The organism is Microbacterium maritypicum MF109, assembly GCF_000455825.1.
Taxonomy (GTDB): Bacteria; Actinomycetota; Actinomycetes; order Actinomycetales; family Microbacteriaceae; genus Microbacterium; species Microbacterium maritypicum_A.
In genome coordinates this window covers 1-534 of record NZ_ATAO01000058.1, presented here as the reverse complement: position 1 = coordinate 534, position 534 = coordinate 1, and the positions used below count along the sequence as shown (strand labels likewise).

The 534-nt window shown below is 71.7% G+C and carries 1 pseudogene; it reads left to right on the top strand.

The features are described 5' to 3' along the window. Positions 1-534 (top strand): annotated as a pseudogene (locus L687_RS25320) (hypothetical protein); the annotation flags it as partial.

Here is a 534-nt window from a genome sequence, read left to right as displayed (position 1 = left end):
GGTGGTTCCTCCTCGTCGTCGCCACCCAGTCGCTGTCGGTCCTGACGAGCGCGACCGCCGGAGGGCACCCCCTGCTGGGCCTTGCGGCGTTCGCGCTCTGGTGCCTGGGGATCGTTCTCTATCTGCTTCTCATGGCGGCGGTGACGGTGCGGCTGCTCGGCCAGGAGATCGGTGCGATCGACGTCGCGCCGACCGCATGGGTGCTGACGGGATCGACCGCGATCTCCACGCTGGCCGCCGCGCGTCTGCTGACGGCGGACCCCGCCGCCCTCCCCGGCACGGAGGGAGCGGTCACCGTCGTGGCGATGGTGCTCTGGTCGTTCGGAACGTTCCTCATCCCGTTCCTCGTGGGGCTCGGCATCCGCGATCTCCGCACGCGTCCGGGCGCGCGTCGGTTCACCGTGGGGTGGTGGAGCATCGTCTTCCCGATCGGCATGTACGCGACCGCGACCATCGCCCTCGGCAGGGCCGCAGGCGTCGGGGAGCTGGTCGCCGTCGGCACGCTCGCGGTGTGGTGCGGTGCTGTCGCCTGGG